The sequence below is a fragment of the Corynebacterium sp. ED61 genome (assembly GCF_015233855.1).
Taxonomy (GTDB): Bacteria; Actinomycetota; Actinomycetes; order Mycobacteriales; family Mycobacteriaceae; genus Corynebacterium; species Corynebacterium dentalis.
This window is the reverse complement of sequence record NZ_JADGIT010000010.1, coordinates 46015-64414: the sequence shown is the minus strand read 5'-3', so window position 1 is coordinate 64414 and position 18400 is coordinate 46015. Positions and strand designations below refer to the sequence as shown.

The following is an 18400-nucleotide window of genomic DNA, read 5'->3' as shown; positions in this document are numbered from 1 at the left end:
GGAATCATCCCGCGGCGTTCCGCCGCGTGCTGATGCTGATGCACACCCCACTGTGTGGGGTGTGGTTCTCGTTTTTCGACCCGAGAAGCCTTCGGCAATTGTACGTGCGCTCCGCTGCGCGCAAGTCCTGCTCACCTGTGGTGAGCCGGATTCATCCCGAAAACTTTGTCCCACGCGCTCCGGCCTGGCGGCCTGCGCTTATTTCGTGGGAAAACTTGTTCTCCTTTCTCCGGTTCCAGGACTTGCACTGCGCGTCGCGCACTAATCGGCACTTCGTGCCTTCTCGGGCGAAAAACGAGGAGGAGAGCAAGGGTGGCACAGGGTCACCGATTCACAACCACGGAGGACACCATGGCAATCACCACGCAACAAGAGCAAGACATCAAAGCGTTTGAGATCTGGATGCAGACCACCTTTGGTTACACGATGGAATTTGCAGTCATCGACACCCGCCACACCACCGCAGACATCAGGCGTGAGGCACGCGCCATGATCGGAGAGCAGACCATTTCGCATCAGGCTGCCGAGGACATTTGGAAAGAGCTCGATGGCACACAAATGAGAACGATCGGAAACACCGCATTCTTCAACCCCAACGTATTTATCACGGCATGTGCGGTCATCATCGAGATCTAAATCGCTAACCACTCCATGGCCACGGCCTGGACGACGACCTAGAGGCAGGGCTAACACGCCCTGCCTCGTTGCCTTCTTGGGCAGGGATGAGGGAAAAGGGGGATCGACTCATCCACGATGGAACCTCCTCGGAAAGACTGCACAATAAAAGGTTGTATCGGCAATGATCGGGGACACCCCAATACCCCACAAACGTACCCATATACCCAGCTCATAAGGGCAAAAACTTTTTACTAAATGTACCTTTTGGCATTGCATAACATGGCTATTTGGTATAGGATGGACTTAACGCCACAGAGAGGATCACCACCGTGTTCATCGTCTACTCCCGCCCTGGATGCCAAGCCTGCAAAACCACCGTCCGTGTCTTGGAAAAGAAGCACCTCCAGTTCGAGGTGCGAGACGTTGAAGAACGGCTGGAAGAGTTCCGAGCACAGGGACTTCAGCAACTACCCGTTGTCGTTTCTCCAACAGGGGAGACGTTCGCAGGATTCCGACCTGACCGACTCACTGCTTAACCACTGACACTCCCCAACAGAAGGATCGCCATGACCGCCGAGCCCGCACACGTTCTCCGCTCATCCGACCAAGTCGACGAGTCCCAGGAATATGCAGCACGCTACGAGGCACGCCTTGACCCGGAAGCCTTGCTGCTCTGCGGCCTCATGTGGGTCGACTCCACTCCCACAGGCGATGTGGCCATCGTTTTGAACTATCTCCAGGCCGAAGACTTCCGTAAGCCAGCCCATGGGGAAATCTTTAAGCTGATGCGCGCGCAAATGAATGAAGATGGGCTGATCACCCCCGCCGCCCTCGCTGGACGCATGGCCGCCAATGCAATGAAACTTCCGTCTGACGTCTACACGCCACTGCTCGTGGCAATTGCAGGGCTTGGGGCACTACCAAGCCAGGTTGTGCACTATGCAGACCAGGTACTTGCCGAGTCTTACCGTCGGAACTTCGCCAGCATGGCCACCTATCTGACACAGGTGGCCCGTGAAGCGCCTGAAGGCGATCTGTTCTCCCTGATGGTCGAACAAGGAACCGCCCAACGCGCAGCATGGAAGCGTCGCTGTGGACTGCTCACCGCTGTCCACCAGCCTGCACGTAACGAGGAGGAGAGCACCGATGAGTAAACAGGGAACCAAAGTACAGCTCACGCTCGACACCGTGGCAGTGGCCCGCATGACCGCCGCACGACAAGGACTTGCCGCCACAATCGCCGAGATCACCCAATCAGCGTTCGTTGAAGCAGCGATCCATCACTACGCCAATCAACTTGCCGGGGAGATCAACAACGGCCAAGACTGGATGACCGGAGATGTCTACAACAACCCAGAATCTCTTCGAGAGATTGACCGTGGAAAAAAGGCGGTTTACGCACCGATAGTGGACTGGGCGCGCATTGAATCCAAGCGCTTGCCTCCCAAGGTCGAGCTGCACCGGCAACTCAATGGGGCACGCATGTTGGTGGCAGAGATATACCCCGATACGGCCGGAGGGAAGAAGAAAGCCACGGGCTATCAAAGAATGCTGAAATCAGCAGGATACGAGGTCGATCCTGAACGCGATGAGCACCAGGACGACGACGGGCAGATCCTTATTCCGATCCGTCCTCGCCAGGCGTAGAAACTGCCGATGCACTCTCTAGGATGCGATAAATAGAGTCTCGAGACAGACCGATCCGGCGCGCCACCTCGCGCTTGGGCATACCCGCGGCCACGGACTTGATCACCAACTGGTGACGCGCACGAGCAAACTCTGTTTGCTCAGCTTCGAGACGGGCACCACGGGTGGCCATCGCCTCTAGCTCGCGGTATAGATCCTCATCGCTCATGTGCGTCCATCACCTTCATGCAGGCAACCTTACCGGTCAAGCCCCTGATCGTTCGAGCTGCCGTAATCTACGGCACCATCAATGCCGTAGTCATCAAGGCTGACGTGCCCTCCCTGATAGCCCAAAGCATCACCAACGGAATCGGCGCCGTAAGCATCATCACCGAACTGCATCGCCGCACTCAGCTCGTCATCCATCTCATCAGCTTCAGGTTGGTGATCCAGCGAGTCGGCCTCCTCCCGTGGGGATGCAATCTCTCTATAGATCTCTTTGAGTGGTTCAGCTGTGAGGTTGAGCCCGTAAGGGTCGAGAAATGTATCGGCCGAGGCCTGGTTCCACTGCTCATCACCGACGAGGGAAAAATCCAACTCCACGCCATGCTCAGCGGCCAGATCGGTCATGAACACGCGAGATGCCCGCCCGTTTCCTTCTCGGAACGGGTGGGCAAAGTTCAGATCGGTGTGAATGGCCGCGAGCTGATCCACCGTGGCGGAATGATCCAGGTCGTTCCAGGGAGTGCGGTTGATCTTGCCCTGGAGCTGGCGCATATACATTCCCATGCTGGCCTCGTCACCAAATGAGTGGCCACCTTTGCTCATATTCACATCGCGGAACTGCCCCGCCCAGTCGTAAATACTTCCGAGGAGAGATCCATGAATAAATTGGAGCTTTTCTTGCGCCGTGGCACCTTCAATTGGGATGTCCCCAGAGATGAGGTCTTCGTAAATCTCGCCGGTGATCTCATATTCCATCTCGGCGAGTGCATCTTCATCACGCTCGTTGAACTTGTTCTGGAGAACATGTGTGCCGGGATAGAAAAAACGATCCCACGCGGCATTTCCTGCCACGGGGGATCTACTTGCTGCGCGCGCGGCGAGCACGCACTCGATCGCAGATCGCCTGCGCTCGCTCAGGCGTCATTTGACCATGCTCTCGAGGCCCAACGATGTCCGCGACGTTCTCTTCAGTAGGCCTCCAGCCCTCGAGGACACCACTGTGCACGGCCTCCACGACAGTGCGTAGACGCTTGCCCTCCAGGCCACGCAATGCGTTAGGGAACGCAGCTTTGTAGCCCTCAACACCACGCAAAGTGCTGTAGTCAACAACAGTCATAATCGGTTCCTCAATTCATGCTTAACGGCTTGTTTCTATACTCTTATTCTACCGGAAGACTACCGGCGAAACAAGCTGAAAATATGGTTTAACCTGCTGTTTTAGGATCTTTTTTGCTCTTTCTTGAAAGGAAGTATGTCCAGCCTGCGTCGGCGATTTTCAAGTTTGAAACAATCAGTAGGAGATCCATGGCCATCTTTGTTGTCTCCTTCGATTCGGTCTTAACTTCCGTGCAGTCGAGAGCTTCTACGACCGCATTCTTTTTGATCTGTGCCTTGCACTCGACGGTTGCATTGGTGGAATTAGAAGGCTCATCAGATTTGGGATTGGTTTCGGGGTTGGAGAACAAAAGCAGAGCAAAGGCGAGCAGGGCTGCCGCCCCAACTTCCATGACTTTTTGGTTGACTTCTCGCGGTAGCCCGCCGTCTAGACGGCGGGCATCAAACCATAGGGCAGGTATGGTCACGATCGGCACTATGCACACCAGCGCCACCATCCAGAGATCTCTGGCAGTAGAAAACGTCTCGTGGGCGATCAGTGTTCCGAGCAGAAAGCTCAGGGGAAATATCAAAGCGACCCCGAGGGCAAAGTTGTCGCGATTCCTGGGGCTTGGTTTATGTAGACTCTTTTGCAGCTTATCGGGGCGGGCCGCGGGTGGCGTCACAGTGGACGAGTGTGACGATCGGGTTACCGCAGAGAGAAAGTGGCTAAACAGAAATGTTGACGCCAACGCAACTAGCGCGCGCCATAAAGATAGAGGTTCGGATTCTTCCGACGAAGGCGGGGTGGGCATGGATGAGCTCCTGGGGGTGAGTAGTTCAACAATGTTGAAACTTTACGCGGAGATCTACCGACGTCGGGCTGTTCTGACGATGTTGCACAAACGACCAGTTTTGCGACAGTTTGCATACCGAGCAACGAGAAGCTTCAGCCGCAGGCCAAAGTGTCGCATAATCGTGTTGCACAATGTATGCTGACTTTGAACCCGAGTTAACGGGTTACGAAACAACCAGAGGGGAGTGGCCATGGCACTACTGGGCTACGCGCGCGTCTCCACCAAAGATCAAGACGCATCCCTTCAGATCGACGCCCTGGAGAACCACGGCTGCACCAAAATCTTCACCGACACCAAATCCGGGGTGCTTGCCGAGAGACCCGAGCTGACCCGGCTGCTCGATTATGCCCGCGAGGGCGACACCCTCGTGGTCTGGAGGCTTGACAGGCTAGGCCGATCGATTAAACATCTCATCGAGCAAGTCGAAGAGCTCAACGCTCGCAAGATCGAGTTTCAGTCCTTGCAGGAGAACATCGACACCACGACTGCTGGCGGCCGATTGATCTTCCACTTGTTCTCCGCACTGGCGGAGTTTGAACACGATTTGATCGTCGAGCGCACCCAGGCTGGCTTGGAAGCAGCGCGAGCACGCGGGCGCAAAGGTGGCCGCAAGCCGAAACTCAGTCCGGCACAGAGATCATTGGTCAAGGATCTCTACGACGGCAGGAAACACACCGTCCAACAGATCGCGGACATGTTCGACGTCAACCGAGCAACCATCTACCGAACGATCCACCGCGGCAGCCAACACAACACAGAAAGATCATAAACATGAACGCACTACTCTTCGCCCTCGGAATCGGGGCCATCATAGCTATTGCCATTGCAAATCTAGCTCAACGCAATAAGGGCACTGTGCTCGAACAGTTGCAACGGACAATGGTGTCCTGCTGCGTCATTGCCGTGCTGGGATTGCTCATCGCCTTCAGCCAATCGGGAAACCTGTTCTGGATTGGTTTAGCCATCGCGGCTATCGCAGCCATCATCAGCGTGAGGCGCCAAATGGCCCTAAAATCCTTAGCGAAACACCGCCAGGACAACCCCGATCGTCCGACCGGTGCAATTGACCGGCCACACGATTACTGGCGCGACCGCGGATACTGACCACCACACCCACACCATCACATCGGAGAACCCCACCATGGAAATCATCGTCGGACTATTCATCTACAACATAATCGTCACTATCGCCGCACTGTGGTGGGGAATACGACGCAACAGCGTCTTCCAAGGACTGCTCGTGTTCCTCTTCTTCCCCGCAATGATCTTCTTAATCATCGGAGCACTCATGCAAAGCAGCACCCGCGGACTCGCAGGCCCCCAGTACGACTGGAACACCGGCACCTACCGCCGCTAACACTCGAAAGACGACCACCCACACAACATTGTGTGGGTGGTCGTCTTACTTATGCGTTCAAATTTACTAAAACAATGTCGGTTCATCCAACGGATTACTCACCGGACGAGCAGCGTCCAGGTACTCTTTCTCATTCCATCCATCACGCACAGCGGAACGCACATCAATCGAGCGCTGATACCGCGTCCTCCACCCCGTATCAGCACCGCCTTTGGGGCCACGCAGCCTACGAGTCAGAGACGCATAGCGAATGTTTTCCGCACGAGTAGACGGAATCAAATGCCGATCATCGACTCGTACACATAATGGTTCATTGCAGCGATGCTCAGCCACCATCTCGGAGTCGGTGATGTCGCACCCGCTGATCCACAGAGCAAATCGATGGGCCGAGACCGCAATGCTCCTGCCGTCGCGCCGAAAGCTCACCCGGCCGTACCCATCGGGACTACTGATCGCCCCGGTGAATATCCAGTGCCCATCCTCTGGATCTTTGACAACCTTGCCCCAGAACGCATCGACAGTTTGTTGCGAAGGGAAAGCGGGCAACTCACGCTTCGAGGCCGCCACGACCGCACCGACCTAGTAGTCGTGATGAGACTCAGAGGTCTCATTCTCAAAGGCAGACTCCTCATCATCGCTAACACTCGACTCGCTGCCGTCGGCAGCTTCGTCTTCGTCCTCGTCAGAGTCCACAGGTTCCGCTTTGAGGAAGGCGTTGAGATCTGCACGAGACAGATCGAACTCTTCCATCAGATCTTCACGAGACTGGCCGAACTCCAGGAGCACACCGAGCGCTTGGCCCGCCGCGTACTTGACGCGGTCGACATCCATGATGGCTACCCATGCGTCTTCAGTTGCCTTGCGCTTGAGTCGTAGTTCGTGTTCGAGCTTCTTGCGATCTTCTTCTTGCTTCTTGCGTGCGCGCTTCTGCGCTTCCTGTCGCTGGTTACGTGTTGCCATGCCAACACCATACCGCACCCACGCGCCGAGAACGACGCGATCTGAGCCGCCGATGGCGCTGGGCACAGCGTCAGAACCTGACGCCATGCCCAGGCGCTGTGATGGATACGCCGAACTCCATTCGACCTATCCATCACAGCGAGCGAAAGAACACGGCAACCTTACAAGGCGAGCTTGCCTCGAAAAACTGCCAAGTTCACTTTTTCGACTCAACAGAATTTGAGCCAAAAAAGTTCCTCACACCGATTGCAGATAAATCTGACTGTTGGGGAAGGGTGTCTGATCTGCGCGTTTCGCGCAGGGTTATACGTGGGCGCGGAGGTGGCGTTAGTATGAGAGCCATGATGTCCGCACACGTCCTTCACGCAGGCGAGGGTTACGCCTACCTGATGAACTCTGTGGCGACTGCGGACGAGGAGACGAGTGTCAAAACAGATCTGTTTGACTACTACGAGTCGCGCGGAACTCCCCCCGGACGGTGGTTCGGTTCTGGTATCGCCTCGCTCGGTGAGTGCAGCGTTGAAGAAGGTGGCGTTGTCACCGAGGAGCAGATGGCCACGCTCTACGGAGAAGGCCTGCATCCAGACGCCGATGCACTCCTGGAAGACGGCGCAAGCCTCATGGATGTCCAGCTTGGACGCGCGTTTCCCCTCTACTCGGATGGCGACGAGGCTCTGAAGAAGATCCACCGCGCAGAAAAGACCAAGCGCGAGGAACTTGGCCGTCGCTTGACCACGCAAGAGCGCAGTGATCTGGTCGTAGAGACCGTGAGCGATGACTACCGTGCGGAGACAGGCGATCGCAACGCACGACCTAAAGATGTCGTGTCGTGGGCACGAGAAAAGCAGAACTCCGTCCGCCAAGCTACTAGTGGCTTTGACTTGACGTTCAGCCCTGTGAAGAGTGTCTCGATGCTGTGGGCATTGGGCAGCAACGAGGTGCGTGAAGCCATTGAAAAGGCACACCATGACGCTGTGAATGAGACCCTTCACTGGGTAGAAGACACAGCACTTTACACACGTGATAGCTCCTCCGGTGTGGGAAAGCTGACTAAGACATCCGGCATGATTGCCGCACAGTTTGATCACTTTGAAACCCGAGCCGGAGATCCTGATCTGCACACCCACGTGGCAGTATCGAACAAGGTCTTTGATCCGAGTGCGAACAAGTGGAAGTCCATCGAAGGGCGCTCGCTTCTCCGTCACGTTGCGACAGCCTCAAGCCGCTACAACCTCACCCTGATGGACAAACTCACTGCGTCTCTGGGCGTGCAGTTCGCTCCCCGCGGCATGGGCGAGGGAAAGATCCCGGTCTACGAGATCGACGGTGTACCCGACAGCCTCTCCCTGGCTGGATCAAAGCGACGTCAATCCATTACCGAGGCAACTCAAGCGTTGGTGGATGACTACGTCACACGCCATGGGCGGAGCCCATCGAGCGCGCTGATGTACAAGCTCTCTCAGCAGGCCACGCTATCGACCCGCGAGGGTAAGGGAGAGGCCTCATCATTGGCCGATCTTCGCGGCCGCTGGCGCTCCGAGTTCGCTGAGATGGCGGGTGGCCAGCACGCACTGGATACCTTGATGAGTGGCGTGACCAACCGTGATTCAGACTCCACATTGTGGAAGTCCGACCAGGTCTCAGATACCCGTCTGCAAGTGCCTGGATACGGCACACAAGAGCGCGGGATTATCCTGGCGACCATCGCAGCCGAAGCCGTGGAGCTTGCTGGCTCGCGTCGAACCAACTTCACTGACAGGCACCTGGACACAGCGGTGAGCCAGACCTTACGCGGCTACCGTCCTGCTGCTGGCGAGAAGCTGATGGATCTGCACGCGCAGGTGCTCAAACAAGCCAAGGATCACGCGATCAGCCTGACCCCTGAGGTCACCCAGCAGTTGCCCGACAAGCTGTTGCAGGCCAGTAACCTTCCCATCGACCGCACGACGGACTTCCAGCGCTACACCTCCCCCGAGGTCATGCGGGAAGAAGCGGTTGTCGATCAATCGGCACGCACTCCAGTGGGCTTCACCGTTCCTGAGTCGGCGATCGCCCAGGCCATTGCCCGCTACGACGCTACCAACGACTTTGCGTTGAACGCGGGTCAGGCTGCGATGGTTCGCCACCTTGCGGCAACGGGCACGCAAACAGCGGTGGCTGTCGGCCCAGCAGGCTCCGGTAAAACCACATCTATGGCCATCCTTGCTGATGTGTGGCGTCAGCAAGGCCATAAGGTTGTGGCCTTGTCGGCCCAGAAGTCGGCCGCACGCACGCTGGGCTCTGAGATCGATGCTCCCGGCATGACGCTGGCCAGCCTGGTCTACCCGTGGCAGGGAAAGTACGACGGAGTAGAGCCTGGCGATGTGTCGAACCTGCCGGTCTCCTTGAGCCCTGGCGACATGCTGCTTGTCGATGAGGCAGGCATGGCCACGACCGCAGACTTGGCGGCATTGACCGATATCGCTAACGCAACGGGTGCTGTTATTCGCATGGTCGGTGACCCTCAACAGCTCGGCCCCGTGGGACGTGGCGGCATCTTCTCCCGGCTGTGTGAAACGACCAACGCGGTCGAACTCGACACCGTTGTGCGTATGGGTGCCGACACCGAGCAGGCTGAGAACACCTTGGCGTTGCGCCAAGGCAAGACCGAAGCGCTGGATCTGTTCTACGAGCGTGGCTGGGTGCATTCCGGTGGGCGTGCCAATGTCATCAACCAGGCAGTACGTGATCACTTGGGCGACCGTGCCCAAGGCAAGCACTCTCTGATTATCGCCCCGACGAATCGTGACGTCGGAACGATTAACTCCTTGATCCAAAAGGCTCGGGTGGCCGCAGGCGACGTAGATCTTGACGGCCCAACGATCGCTCTGAGGGAGGCTAACGCTGGTGTGGGCGACACTCTGCTTGCTCGGCGGAACGCCAAGCTGCCCACCACTGATGGGCGACGTGTCGAGATCGACAACTCCGAGCTGCTGCGCCTGGATCTCGTGCTGCCTGACGGCTCCGCACTGACCCGGCGAATGGACGCCAAGGGCAAGCTCGGCGAATCCGTGCACATTCCTCAGTGGTACCTCCAGTCACACATGCAGCTGGGTTACGGTTGCACCGTGCACCGCTCTCAGGGTGCCACCGTGGAGATCACCCGCGGCATTGTCGACAAGTCGGTTTCTCGTCAGCTGGCTTATGTGGCCGTGACCCGTGGCAAGGAAGAGAATCACTTCTACCCCGTCACCGATGGCCGCGTGGAAACTGCCGTGGATGCCGAAGATCAGCATCAGCATATGGCCGGTGACACCCCGGCCGATGAAGGCCGGGTAGTGCTCGAGTCGATCCTGGCCCGCGATGATTCCCCTGTGGCGGCACACACGATCCGCGATCGCGCGGCAGCCGACGAGTTCTCCCTGGAACGCACCGACCAGCTCTATGGCCACGCGGCCACGATCCTTGCCCGTGAGTACGGTGGCCACCGTATTGATCACCACCTGTCCTACCTCCCTGGCATCGTCACTGCATCGATCGATGATGATGCACGCGAGCGGCTGGCAGCTATCGCCGGAGATCTGGTCACCACACGCACAGACCATGAGGCAGTGATTGCTGATGCCGTGGCCGCGGCTGACGGTACCGAGAAGGACGCCGCGGGGCTGATTGCCTACCGCCTGAAGGCAGCAATCCCGGATCGGGACAATCCTGCACACCCACGCCGTTCTTTGCTGGCTCCACACTGGAATGGGCAGGACTCTGACCTGCGCATATTCGCTGACAGCGCGTTAGAGCGCTTGAGTGAGCACTCCACGGGTGTTGGTGACGGTTATACGCTCGTAGACGCTGATCTACGTGGCGTTGACCTCCGAAGACGGACGCTGACAGGTGTCACGCTCATTAATTGCCAGATCGACGGGATGGCTCTGGATGGAGCCACGCTTTCCGGTGTGCGGTTCATCGACTGCCACGGTGGCATCTCTGCCACCGGCGCACAATTGGGCACCCAGGCGCACTCGACTGAGACGGTCTTCCGCAACTGTGATCTCACGGGATCTGACTTCAGTACTGCTCAGATGCAGCGCGTGCGATTCACCCGGGGTGACCTTGGGCAGGCCACCTTTGATGGTGCCACGATTGTCCACACCACTATGCAGGCAACGGGTATCGACGGCATCACGGCACAGGATGTGACCGTGGACGGCAACCTGTCCCTGGTCGATGTTGACCTGGATGGTTCCGATCTGGCTGATCTGGTGGACTACTCCCCCACCCCGGACGTGGACGAATTGCGCGCCATCGCCGAGGAGGACTACCGCGAGGGTGTCCTGCATCTGGCTGGTCAGTTTGCCACCCATGAGCTGTCCACACGCCTGGAGGCTCTGCCGGTGGCCTCCCACATTGATGATGCTGGAATGGGCCGAGTATCCACCTCCGCCACGCTGGCGGCACTATCTGGGGTGGATTTCCGTGAGCACTGGCTGGAGCTTACCGGCGATATTGAGACCGTCTCCAATGTGCCATCCGCGCTGGCTCGCCGGATCGATGCGCTCGTTGTCGACCATGCGGCTGTGCCGCAGCTGCCTCCACGCTGGGCTGGTCAGGATGACCAGCTACATGAATGGGTGGCAGGCCGTGGCGTCGATGCGGGACTCATCGACCCGCCATCCGAGACACCTGCCGCGCAGTCCACCGAGGAGATCGCAGCCGAGTTGGCCACGCAGTACACCACCGCGTGGATGGATCAGGTCGTCGATCGTGGTGCAGAGTTGACCCCTGCGGACCAGCAGCAGATCATTGCTCACGCGGCTGGCTATGTCGCCCGTGGTTTGGATTTGGACGGTACTTCTCTGATCGCCGTGGAGATGGCCACCAGCACCGAGTTTGGTGTGGGAAAGACTCCTGTGGAACGAGTGGTGAACTGGCTTGACGCCAACGCTAGTGATCTTGATGACGATGCCGAGCCGATCTGTTTGCCACCGTCGGAGGACGGCCAGGACATGGAGCTTCGCGCCGAGCTGGAGCTGCGCCGGGAACAGCTCGATGAGGAGGAAGATTCTACCGAGGCGTCCTTTATGGATCTGTTTGACCAATCCTCGGCGCAGGATACCGACATCGATCGTGGCCACGATCGCGGATTCGATCTATAGTCTTCCGACCAATTCGCCCTACTTGGGCTCCTAGCATTGTCCTTATCTTCGGAAGTTGGTTAGGATTTCAAGCATAAAGCGGGACAATACCCGCACTAACAGGACACCGGCGCTAAGGCTAAACACCTTAGGGCCGGTTCCTTTTTTCTTGGTTGGTCATCGGGATCTCAAACCCCATCACCAACCTTTTCCACTGTCGAAGATGACCGACTAAATCTCAGCTCCTTGACCTGGTGATTGAGTCACGCTGGGAATGTCGTTGCCAGTGTCGGTTCCCAGCTCCAGTGCCTTGTCCTGGCCTGAGGACTCTGTGCCTAGTGCTTCCGCGACATCACCACCCGCCACTGCACTCTGTCCAAAATCCGCCGCATCGATCAACTCCTGGTCAGCGCCATCTTCTACCAGGTCGCTGACAAGATCGGCGCTAGCGTCCATCTCTGGGTCTGCAATGGGGGATACTCCCAGCTCGCTTGCCCTGATGTCGACAGCTTCCACCACCTCATCAACGGCGGCGACACCTCCTGCTACCGAAACCGCTGTAAATGCGGCGTCCATGGGGGACGTATCAGCGTGGGTGGACTGGTTTGCTCGAGCGTTCGCTGATTCCGCGTCCTGGCGGGCTTCGCGGGCCTCTGCTTGGGCATCCAGCGCGGCGTCTTGTGCGGCGATAGCTTCTTCGCGCGCGGCCGCAGCCTGGGTTGTTGCTGCTGTTGAGGCGTCGGTGGTCTGGGCAGGTGCCGCCGCCGTACTTTCAGGTGCGGCGAGGGGCGGGCGGAATCCTGCTTCTTGTGGCCATGTGCGTCCCATGGTGTTCCACTGGCCTTGGGTTTTGCTCATCTCTCGACGTCCCAACTCGGCGGAGATTCGGCGAGCTTCTGTACCGACCGTCTCCCCTGCTAGGGCTCGAGTATTCACTGCGACCATGTATCCCGAGAGTTGTCCTGGGGTCATGCGTCGCAACTGGCGGCGGCCAGGAGCTTTTGTTCGCCGGGCTGCCGCTTGTCGCGGATTCGGGCGGCTCGTCCGGCTCATGGCCGTGCGGGTGCGCAGGTCTCGCATTGTCTGTGCCCCTGAACGGTGCACCGAGACGAAGGCTTGCTCTAGTTCTTGATCAAGTTGTTGTAGCGGATCCATTGTTTACTCCTTGTTTTCGTCTGGTTCGGCCAGCTTCTGGTTCAGTGGTACGACAGTCAGTGGGGTGTCTGGTTTATGACTGGTGGTGCAGCGGGTGAATGGCCCACGGCCGCTCATCAGGAAGTTCATGTGATAGTCACCAATGGTGCGCATCCAGACTTCTTCGCCGGTGGCGGGCATATCGGCGCGCATGTTCTCCCAGGTGACCCACATCAGGGTCAGACGTCGCATCGCTGCCTTGTGCAGGTAGAACTGCTCACACCACCGCAGTTCCTGAGTCATTTGGGTGCCGTAGAGATCCACGACGACCCGGTCAACGAACTCAAAGACGTCACTAAAGCGTGTCCGCGCTGGCAGTTCCAGCTCTCGTGCCAGTTGCGCTCGTGCGTGCTTGTCTGCCAGTTGCTCGAGGCGGCCTGCAACCTCATCGCCTGTGCCATTGAGGTTGGCAAACGCTCTTTTTGAAGGCTCCAGCACCACCGCTTCAATCTTCTGCTTCAGAAGATTTCCGAGAGTCTTTTCAATGGCTTTGTGGATCAGTGTTGTCATTGTTTCCTCCCTCTACTGCTCCGCTGCCGCAAGAGCGGCCGCATCCTGCTTGGCTTGTTCAATCAGCTTGCGCTGCGCCTCGATTTCTGGGCGGAAGGTACGTTCCCAAAACGGAATCGTTTCCACCAACACCGGCCGTCGCTTCGGTGCGATGACCAGCATCATGTGCGGGTCCATATCGCGTAGCTCTGCGGCGGTCAGGATGGACTTATCGTCGAGGGAGACCGACGCGGAGGTCTTATATGAATCGCTGTCTGAGCTGCGGCTGACCTTGCGGGATTCGTACTCGCCGATGAGCGTTTCGATTTCCTTGAGATACGCGGAGTCCTTGATACCGCCGCCAATCATCAATGCAGCATTGTCGCGGAGCACACCTGCCTTATTCTCTCCCCAGATTTCCTTGGCCTGGCCATAGGACTGAAGGATCGAGGCAATGATGATTCCCTTGGAGCCAAAGTGTGAGTAGGCATCCGGCATTCCTTGCCACGTCACGGTGTTGGCGATCTCGTCCAGCGGCATCATCAGCGGCGTCTTCAGACGTCCACCCTGGCGGAATGCAGAGTATTCCGCAGCCTCAGTGACCCAGACCGTCAGCAGGATCACCAGCAGTGAGGCTGAGCCTGCGCGGCGCTTGTCCGAGAGCAGGTACAGCGTGGGGCATTCTCCCCGATCGTGGGCTGCGATGAACTCGTCGGGGCTGAACTTTGGGACATCGTCGGATTGTGGATCGGTCACCCAGTTTTGGAACACCTTCGTGGCCAGCGGGGTGACCATCGACTTCATGGAGAAAAACACTCCCGAGCGAGTGCGATCGACCAGGTTGTAGCTGCCGTTGGCCAGCATGGCCATGCTCGGCCAGTCGTGGCGCTTGAGAATATCTACGATGGATCGGTCGGATTCATCGTTAGCCCAGTCGAGCACGTCGGTAATGGGACGGTATTCCACCGCCGCGGCCAGCAACATGCACGCCAGCAGTTCAGCACCGCTATTGCGCCACATGGCGTCATCACCACCAGATCCCACGGACACGCCCGCATCGTCGGCGAACAATCGCGCGAGATCGCCCGCTGCGGAGTCCCACTCATCGGCAGGGCGACGTCGGATGTAGTCCAGGGGATCAACCCAGAAGGCAGGCCGGGCATCGCCGCCGGTGTAGATTCTTTGTGGATCTCCCACCCAGCACGTGCCGACAGCTTCACGCAAAGCGATGGTGTCGCCAATCAAGTCCGGCTTGTTGGAGGTCGCCACGACTGCGCCTGGGGCATCGAGCATCATCGGAAACACACGCCCGGTGGTTTTACCGTAGCGCGCTGGCCAGGTGTCCAGCATCAGCGTTTCGTAGTCCAGGTAGATCTCTTTGCCGGTGCCCAGCTCGCGGCCGACCAGTTGGCCGGGGCTCGCCCACTCAGGAAGATCCATGTTCAGGTGTTGCTGGGACTTCGTCACAGCTTTGCGACCCATCTGCTCAATCTGAGCCCGGCTGGCCAGCGACTTTGTCGCGTGGCGCACCGACCCGCCACGCGAGGTGCGGGCACGAGAACTGCGAACCAGCCAGAGCACCAGGCCGCCGAGCACGGCGAGGATCACAGCGCTGAGGATGAATCCGAGGATGCTGTAGTGCTGTGCATGGGCTGGTTTGAGCAATCCGATCAGATGCAGCAATGGGTTTACGGATACGCCCGGCCCGCTGAGCGCTTGACCTGCCCAAAAGATCAGCCACAAACCTACGAGTACGCCGCCGAGGAGATAAGGGCCTGCCCAGTACGGCATCCCTGAATGGTCACTGCGATTTCTCACACTCGTTGACATGGGCCTAGGCTTCCTCGTCCGATTCGGTCTCGACCAAGGCCGCCAGTTCAGTCTCAGGCACATCGCGCAGGTTGCGGAAGCCGCCCATCTGCGCCATAAACAGTGCCTTATCCGCGTCCTGGTCAACGGTGATACTCAGTGCCACACCCTGGCGAGCTCCTGCCACGCGCAGGCTGTCTTCGTCCAGGTCAGGACAGGAGGTGGTCAGCCACAGCGCAATATTGTCGATGCCCAAGGCCTTGCGCGCTGTCGCGGCGGCATACACCGCCTTATCGGCCGCGGATTGCTCGGCAGAGACCAGGTCGCCTTCCTTGCGGATGCGTTCAAACTTGGAACTGAATCGTCCGAACCACAGGGCAGTGCCTTCGGCATCGGTGATGGCGAAGCTGGCCTCATCGTTCTGTTCTACTGCGGCGCATTCCAGCTGAATGAACGGCAGGCCTTCGGCGTTCATTTCCATTTCTTGGGCTTGCTCGAGAAGCGCGGCGTCACGTTCCTTGATCGTTTCTTCTCTGAGGCTGTTGTAGTCCACGCCGATTTTGCGCAGAGATGACTTGAATTTTCCGAAGTCTGGCCCGTTGTCCATGCCGTTGTCTTCTGCCCACTGGCGCAGCGTGGTGTGGTCGGGTGCTGCTTTCAGTTCGTCTTTCGCGCCGAAGATCAGCTCGTCGATCTCGTCCCAGCGCTGCTTGTCTGCCTTGCTCAATGCCATGATGTGTCCTCTTTCCTGGAGTGAAGCTCGTTGTGTGATGGTGGAGTTAGTAGTTGACGTGAGTGATCTCATAGTTTGCTGCCTTCCACATCCCCTCCTCTTTGACCATGGAGACGGTGGCCACGCTGGAGCGGTACGGTGTCATCTCCCCGTCAGGGTGGATGACCTTTTGCTCCATATCGACCGTGACCTCTGCTGTGGTGGCATCCTCAGCAACCGGCTCGGTGCCGGGAGCCCGAGTCACGAATCCCTGCACGCGGTCGCCTGACCGAGCCCAGGACTGCCACTGCTCGGGCCAGGTCTTTTTGCTCATCTCGTCAGTGGGAGGATTTTGAGCCACGCGGAGCAACTGGCCGCTCAGGCGGTTTTCCACGGTCGCGTACTGGTCATAGGGGCTGGCCTGCTCAGCGGGGCGCATCGACAACAGGGCAGACATGATGCCCTCCGCGGCCACCAGCACATCATCGGCGGCCGGATCAATGTGCTCATGTGCATCGGTGGCTTCCATCGCGGGTTGCTCCGGCTCGCTCTGCAATGAGGTCGCGGCCCATGCCAGGCCACCGAGCAGGACAACCAGCGTGATCACCAGCAGGGTAAAGAGTGTTGAACGTTTCATCAGGGGTATCTCTTTCTTCTAGACTTTTGCTTCAAAATTCTTTGCCGAGGCCGGGATGACTTCGACGTAGTGCTGAGTTTCTGCAAAGGGCGGCACACCACCGGCGTTGTCGACGTTGCCTTCACCGGCGTTGTAAGCAGCCAGCGCGAGCTGGAGCGTATCGCCCTTCCAGGCACCTGAGGCTTTTTTGCGTTCGGCGGTGGCGATGTTGTTACACATCAGTCGGGCCATGGCCATGGTGGCGTCAGCCTCCGAGTTGATGTTTCCTTCACCAGCCGCACCCACTTTTCGTCCTTGGTCATCGACTTTGTATCCCCAGGTTGCCCACGTTCCTGGCATGAACTGGCCAGGGCCTTGCGCGCCCGCGGGCGAGCCGATGTTCTTCTGGAATCCAGACTCTTGCTTCATCTGAGCTGCGGCCACTGGTGCGGGGTATCCCTTGCACTCGCGGCCTGCGATCCGCAGCCACTTGACGAACTCTGGCGGGATCTGGCCGTCCTCCAAGGCCACATCGACTCCGTCAGCACTGCCCGCGGCGCAATCGGGATCGCCAGAGACCGCACCGACGGTGGCGTTGCCTCCCTCAGGTGCAGGCCCGTATTTCTGACCTGGCTTGGGCATACCGTGGCCCTCGGTGGTCACGTGAACGTGATCGAAGTGGTTCTGTGTCAGCGACCCGCGATCCTCCATGAGATTTGGTGTGCCCTGGCTCGGGATATACGTCTGTCGCCAGATCATGTACTGGATGTGGAAAGCATCCTTATTGGCAAACAGATACTCCTTGATCGCGTCGCCCAATTTTCGGCCCTCGTCCGATTCATAGTTGGGGATCATGATGTCGGCCGCGCGCCCGGACGGGTGATCAGGATAGGTGTCGAACTCGCGCCAGCCACCGATCGTCTCAACCTGGGGGAACTTCTGCGCGACCGCTCGCGCGACGCGAATCGTGTCGACCTGAAGGTTCTCCTTCGACTGAATCTTGTCGGAGTCGGGCAACTCACCACCTGAGGTGGGCTTTTCCTCTGGCTTCTTGGCTCCTGCCGAGGCAGATTCTGACGACTTATCGGAGGGCTTTGCCGCCGCGTCGTCGGACGGCTTGGTGGAGGCACGCCCTCCACCAGAGCGGGCCTTCTCGACCCACGGTTCAGGGTCGATGCTGGAGCCGCCGAACCGGCCACCATCCCAGATCTCAAAGTGCAAGTGCGCGCCCGCCACGCCTGGTGGAACAACTTCACCGTTGTAGCCCTCATCGGCGATGTACTGGCCCTTTGTGATTTTGTCGCCAGTCTTGACCTTCAGGCCTTCATCAAAGATGTGGCCGTACACGGTGCTGTAGTGCTTACCGTCGATTTCGTGGCCAATGACAATCCAGTTGCCGAAGCCGCTTGCAGGGCCTGCCTGCTCGACCACACCGTCAGCGAAGGCGTAGAGCTTATCTCCCACCGGACCTGCAAAGTCGATTCCCTCATGGTCGGGACGATCGGCAGATCGATACCCAGAGGTTTCTTTGCTCTTGGAGTCAGCAATCGGTTCCGCGAAATCACCGTTGACCACGGGACTACCGCTACCGACTGATGCTGATCCTGGGCCCTCGCAGGTCTGTGGCTCTTCCACACCGGCAAAGACAGTCACCAGAATCGTGATCAGCAAGATGATCACCGCGATGATCACGACCAGGATCATCCCCATGCTGGATGTTTTCTTCATCGC

The 18400-nt window shown here is 58.4% G+C and carries 20 protein-coding genes; 8 read left to right on the top strand and 12 right to left on the bottom strand.

The features are described from left to right. Nucleotides 1–351: 351 nt before the first annotated feature. From IM764_RS09855 to IM764_RS09840, 4 genes are all read left to right on the top strand, one after another. The gene (locus IM764_RS09855) at nucleotides 352–636 is read left to right on the top strand and encodes a hypothetical protein (RefSeq protein ID WP_194187714.1); all 285 of its coding nucleotides are present in this window, start codon (nucleotides 352–354) and stop codon (nucleotides 634–636) included. Between the two features lie 311 nt (nucleotides 637–947). After that, nucleotides 948–1154 (top strand): glutaredoxin domain-containing protein, encoded by a 207-nt coding sequence (locus IM764_RS10585; protein ID WP_194187713.1) that lies wholly within the window; start codon nucleotides 948–950, stop codon nucleotides 1152–1154. Between the two features lie 30 nt (nucleotides 1155–1184). Then, nucleotides 1185–1772 (top strand): DnaB-like helicase N-terminal domain-containing protein, encoded by a 588-nt coding sequence (locus IM764_RS09845; protein WP_194187712.1) that lies wholly within the window; start codon nucleotides 1185–1187, stop codon nucleotides 1770–1772. Next, complete coding sequence (locus IM764_RS09840) at nucleotides 1765–2265, top strand: hypothetical protein (protein WP_194187711.1); 501 nt, start codon at nucleotides 1765–1767, stop codon at nucleotides 2263–2265. The genes IM764_RS09845 and IM764_RS09840 overlap by 8 nt, the downstream gene beginning before the upstream one ends. On the opposite strand, the gene IM764_RS09835 is transcribed toward IM764_RS09840, so the two are convergent. The 4 genes from IM764_RS09835 to IM764_RS09820 all read right to left on the bottom strand — a co-directional run bounded on the left by IM764_RS09835 (nucleotide 2237) and on the right by IM764_RS09820 (nucleotide 4250). After that, entirely contained in the window at nucleotides 2237–2473 is a 237-nt protein-coding gene (locus tag IM764_RS09835; protein ID WP_194187710.1) for a helix-turn-helix domain-containing protein, read from the bottom strand. The two genes, IM764_RS09840 and IM764_RS09835, sit on opposite strands and share 29 nt — an antisense overlap. A gap of 29 nt (nucleotides 2474–2502) precedes the next feature. After that, complete coding sequence (locus IM764_RS09830) at nucleotides 2503–3321, bottom strand: Fic family protein (protein WP_194187709.1); 819 nt, start codon at nucleotides 3319–3321, stop codon at nucleotides 2503–2505. A gap of 7 nt (nucleotides 3322–3328) precedes the next feature. Further along, nucleotides 3329–3586 carry a hypothetical protein gene (locus IM764_RS09825; RefSeq protein ID WP_194187708.1) on the bottom strand — a complete coding sequence of 86 codons (258 nt, stop codon included), beginning with the start codon at nucleotides 3584–3586 and terminating at the stop codon, nucleotides 3329–3331. Nucleotides 3587–3674: 88 nt separating this feature from the next. Further along, nucleotides 3675–4250 carry a hypothetical protein gene (locus IM764_RS09820; RefSeq protein WP_194187707.1) on the bottom strand — a complete coding sequence of 192 codons (576 nt, stop codon included), beginning with the start codon at nucleotides 4248–4250 and terminating at the stop codon, nucleotides 3675–3677. 361 nt (nucleotides 4251–4611) lie between these two features. On the opposite strand from IM764_RS09820, the gene IM764_RS09815 reads away from it, so the two are divergent. The 3 genes from IM764_RS09815 to IM764_RS09805 are packed head-to-tail and all read left to right on the top strand — an operon-like array spanning nucleotide 4612 to nucleotide 5778. Then, nucleotides 4612–5190 carry a recombinase family protein gene (locus tag IM764_RS09815; protein WP_194187706.1) on the top strand — a complete coding sequence of 193 codons (579 nt, stop codon included), beginning with the start codon at nucleotides 4612–4614 and terminating at the stop codon, nucleotides 5188–5190. 2 nt (nucleotides 5191–5192) lie between these two features. Continuing rightward, a complete protein-coding gene (locus IM764_RS09810) occupies nucleotides 5193–5525 on the top strand; it encodes a hypothetical protein (RefSeq protein ID WP_194187705.1) in 333 nt (110 codons plus the stop codon). Next, nucleotides 5479–5778: a hypothetical protein gene (locus IM764_RS09805; protein ID WP_194187704.1), complete on the top strand. Its 300-nt coding sequence runs from the start codon at nucleotides 5479–5481 to the stop codon at nucleotides 5776–5778. The genes IM764_RS09810 and IM764_RS09805 overlap by 47 nt, the downstream gene beginning before the upstream one ends. A gap of 66 nt (nucleotides 5779–5844) precedes the next feature. Here the strand turns inward: IM764_RS09805 and IM764_RS09800 are convergent, their stop codons facing one another. Next, nucleotides 5845–6345 carry a hypothetical protein gene (locus tag IM764_RS09800; protein ID WP_194187703.1) on the bottom strand — a complete coding sequence of 167 codons (501 nt, stop codon included), beginning with the start codon at nucleotides 6343–6345 and terminating at the stop codon, nucleotides 5845–5847. Between the two features lie 12 nt (nucleotides 6346–6357). Further along, entirely contained in the window at nucleotides 6358–6738 is a 381-nt protein-coding gene (locus tag IM764_RS09795) for a hypothetical protein (protein ID WP_194187702.1), read from the bottom strand. 341 nt (nucleotides 6739–7079) lie between these two features. Here IM764_RS09795 and mobF point away from each other — a divergent pair, with 341 nt between their 5' ends. After that, the gene (mobF, locus tag IM764_RS09790) at nucleotides 7080–11870 is read left to right on the top strand and encodes a MobF family relaxase (RefSeq protein ID WP_194187701.1); all 4791 of its coding nucleotides are present in this window, start codon (nucleotides 7080–7082) and stop codon (nucleotides 11868–11870) included. Between the two features lie 210 nt (nucleotides 11871–12080). Here mobF and IM764_RS09785 read toward each other — a convergent pair whose 3' ends face one another. From IM764_RS09785 to IM764_RS09760, 6 genes are read right to left on the bottom strand one after another with little or no spacing between them, the layout of a single operon-like run. Next, nucleotides 12081–13004 carry a hypothetical protein gene (locus IM764_RS09785; protein ID WP_194187700.1) on the bottom strand — a complete coding sequence of 308 codons (924 nt, stop codon included), beginning with the start codon at nucleotides 13002–13004 and terminating at the stop codon, nucleotides 12081–12083. A gap of 3 nt (nucleotides 13005–13007) precedes the next feature. Beyond that, complete coding sequence (locus IM764_RS09780; RefSeq protein ID WP_194187699.1) at nucleotides 13008–13553, bottom strand: DUF4913 domain-containing protein; 546 nt, start codon at nucleotides 13551–13553, stop codon at nucleotides 13008–13010. A gap of 12 nt (nucleotides 13554–13565) precedes the next feature. Then, complete coding sequence (locus IM764_RS09775) at nucleotides 13566–15323, bottom strand: type IV secretory system conjugative DNA transfer family protein (RefSeq protein WP_194187698.1); 1758 nt, start codon at nucleotides 15321–15323, stop codon at nucleotides 13566–13568. 43 nt (nucleotides 15324–15366) lie between these two features. Then, on the bottom strand, nucleotides 15367–16074 hold the full coding sequence (locus IM764_RS09770) for a hypothetical protein (RefSeq protein ID WP_194187697.1): 708 nt from the start codon (nucleotides 16072–16074) through the stop codon (nucleotides 15367–15369). 46 nt (nucleotides 16075–16120) lie between these two features. Continuing rightward, nucleotides 16121–16690, bottom strand: a complete 570-nt coding sequence (locus IM764_RS09765) for a hypothetical protein (RefSeq protein ID WP_194187696.1) — start codon at nucleotides 16688–16690, stop codon at nucleotides 16121–16123. Nucleotides 16691–16708: 18 nt separating this feature from the next. Beyond that, nucleotides 16709–18397: a peptidoglycan DD-metalloendopeptidase family protein gene (locus tag IM764_RS09760; RefSeq protein WP_194187695.1), complete on the bottom strand. Its 1689-nt coding sequence runs from the start codon at nucleotides 18395–18397 to the stop codon at nucleotides 16709–16711. Between the last annotated feature and the right edge of the window lie 3 nt (nucleotides 18398–18400).